We start from the raw sequence: 2,743 nt of genomic DNA, 5'->3' as shown, positions 1-2,743 counted from the left end.
ACGTGATCCCCTCACTCTTCGCCCCCGCGCCCCGGCTGGCCGACCCCGCACAACTCGCGCGCATCCGTAGTGACCTGCCCATCCTCATCGCATCCGGCGACGCAGACCCGCTGGCCGCAGGCGGGGTCTTGTTGGAGCAACTGGGGCAGCGGTATCGGGATGCCGGTGTGGCCGATGTGACGGTCAAGCTGTACCCGGCAGCGCGGCATGAGATCTTGAATGAGTCCAATCGGGATGAGGTGACTGGGGATATCGTGGCGTGGCTGCGGGGACATGTGGAGACGGCGTAGTCGACGCTCGATGCCTGTTGTAGGCTGATCAGAGACATTGACATCGGACGTCCGTGCGACCACTAGGCCCGTTTATCCGACACTTGATGGATGCAGGTTCGAACGACCGCAGACATTCAATACCTAGCACTCGAATTGACTCGTGCATCGACAATGGCAAAGTTCTGGACCGCAACTGACTGTCTACGATCGGGGGAACCAGAACAGTTTCCGGGAGAACCTGATAGTGAGCGCCGAGATTCCCTTAAAGGCTGGTGAGACTCGGCCGCTCTTCATCCGCAAGGGCGTACTTGCCGATTTCAAGCGCTTTGAGTCGCGAACGGTCGAGCTCATTTCAGACATCAACATATTCGCCGGAGACAACGAGGCCGGGAGCCGGCCTAACACCGTTTAGTCTTGATCAAGTCTTATGGCACTACTCCAGAACGATCCCATTACGCAACTTGCGTTTTCCGTTTACGAGAACAGAGGCGTCTTCGCTGTGCTGCTGGGTTCGGGCCTATCTCGCTCAGCTGAAATTCCCACTGGTTGGGAAATCACTCTGGACCTCGTGCGGCGCGTGGCTGAAGCTCAAGGTGTCCCTGCGCAAACTGACTGGGCTAAGTGGTATCGCGAGCAGACAGGCCAAGAACCGAACTATTCCGTGTTGCTGGAGGAAATCGCCAGCTCACCGGATGAACGTAGGGCGATTCTGCATCGCTACATCGAGCCAGACGAGCATGATCGAGAGGAAGGTCGGAAGAAGTCAACCAAAGCACACCACGCCATTGCGCAGTTGGTTCGGGCTGGGTATGTGCGGGTCATCGTCACCACCAATTTCGACCGGCTCATGGAGAACGCCCTGCGGGAACAGGGGATTGAGCCGACGGTCGTGGCCTCTGCGGACGCCCTCGCGGGTGCCGAACCTTTGACGCACAGCCGCTGTTATGTGCTCAAACTACACGGCGACTACAAGGACGCACGTATCCTGAACACCGATCAGGAACTGAGCGCCTATCCCGATGGCTACAACCGGCTGCTGGATCGGATCTTTGATGAACATGGTCTGATCATCTGTGGCTGGTCGGGCGAGTGGGATCATGCCCTGCGTGCAGCCTTCCTTCGCGCACCCAATCGGCGCTATCCGGTGTATTGGGCCGCGCGCGGAACGCTGGGATCCGGCGCGCAAGAGTTGACAACACACAGGGCCGCAAGGGCCGTTCCAATCACTGGAGCCGATGAGTTCTTCCAAACTCTTCAGCAGCGAGTAGAGACGCTTGAGAAAAGCCAGCGTCAGAACCCTCTGAGCGTAGAACTGTTGGTTAGCGGCGCTAAACGCTATCTAGCCAAGCCTGAGCATCGCATTCAGTTGGATGAGCTTTTCGCACATGAGACAGACCGGCTAGTCGACCAATTGGACGGAGATACGTTTTTCGCGCAGGGACAGTTGAGCCCAGAGAGCTTCCGTGCAAGAGTCCAGTTGTATGAGTCTGTAACCGAGCCGCTGGCTCGCATGGCGGGCGTACTTGGGCGATGGGGCGACGGCAAGGACTTTGATGTGGTGTTGGACGTGCTCCGCAGCCTGTACCACCACGCTGGCAAGATCGGTAACGGTCTGACTGTCTGGCTGAATCTCCGCTCCTACCCCGCCGTTCTGATCTTCACAGCCTATGGGATCGGGCTGACCAAAGCTGCGCGCTGGGACACGCTGCTCCAGCTGTTTTCGTCTGCGCTAGCCACGGAAAATCGCGAACCGCAGCGGATTGTCTCGACACTTTTCCTCTGGTCGTGGGCAGGCGGCGAACAACAACTCTGGCAACAGCTCGAAGGTATGGATCGCCGCAAGACCCCGCTGAGCGATCATCTTCTGGAAGTGATGATGGATTGGCGCAAAAGCTTCGCAGGCGCAGATGCAAATTTCGAACTGCTGTTCGAGCGCTTCGAGCTGATGGGATCGCTTGCTGCGTTCCACGAGAACGATGAGGCGCAGTTGGAGAAAGCCATCGAAGCATCGGCGGCGCGAAACGATGTGCTTGCCTGGATGCCTGTTGGCCGATCCGGCTGGCGCAGCGCCGGGGCACGAACGCTGCTTCAAGAGCTTGAGGATGAGTCTCGGATCGTTGAGCTTTTGAAGGCAGGCTACGCCAAGGGAAGCCGCCGCTTTCTTCAACTCTTCGCCGAAAACTTTAAGCTATACGCCCGGCGTATGAGTTGGTAACGGGCTTAGGCCTTCACCGCCTCGAGCGAATGCGAGGCGATGATCAGCGCGGATTCGCGCGTCGGATGGAAACTGTCCCGTGCATTGCCAACGCTGTCGTCAGTACTGGTTGTCGCACCGAACGTCAGCTTGCTGACGGTGACCATGAGTTCACTCCCTGACAGCCACAGTCTCCTTGCGCTGCCGAGGTACCGGAACCCAGCGCATTCAATATTAAGCGCCACTGAGCCAACTACCACCCCCGCACGCCTCGCCC

General features: G+C 58.4%; 3 protein-coding genes. 2 read left to right on the top strand and 1 reads right to left on the bottom strand.

What is annotated here, in order from left to right; all coding sequences use genetic code 11:
• On the top strand, positions 1-290 hold a 290-nt coding region (locus DBR23_RS30750), incomplete at its 5' end, for an alpha/beta hydrolase (protein WP_233250474.1).
• A 409-nt stretch (positions 291-699) separates the two neighbouring features.
• Positions 700-2,487: an SIR2 family protein gene (locus DBR23_RS15105; protein WP_108498793.1), complete on the top strand. Its 1,788-nt coding sequence runs from the start codon at positions 700-702 to the stop codon at positions 2,485-2,487.
• Between the two features lie 5 nt (positions 2,488-2,492).
• On the opposite strand, the gene DBR23_RS29660 is transcribed toward DBR23_RS15105, so the two are convergent.
• Positions 2,493-2,633, bottom strand: coding sequence for a hypothetical protein (locus tag DBR23_RS29660; protein WP_158276462.1), 141 nt, complete (start codon positions 2,631-2,633; stop codon positions 2,493-2,495).
• Between the last annotated feature and the right edge of the window lie 110 nt (positions 2,634-2,743).

The organism is Acidovorax sp. HMWF018 (genome assembly GCF_003061035.1).
GTDB classification, from domain to species: domain Bacteria; phylum Pseudomonadota; class Gammaproteobacteria; order Burkholderiales; family Burkholderiaceae_C; genus Acidovorax; species Acidovorax delafieldii.
The sequence above is the reverse complement of the archived record's forward strand: the minus strand, read 5'-3'. Positions and strand labels throughout refer to the sequence as shown.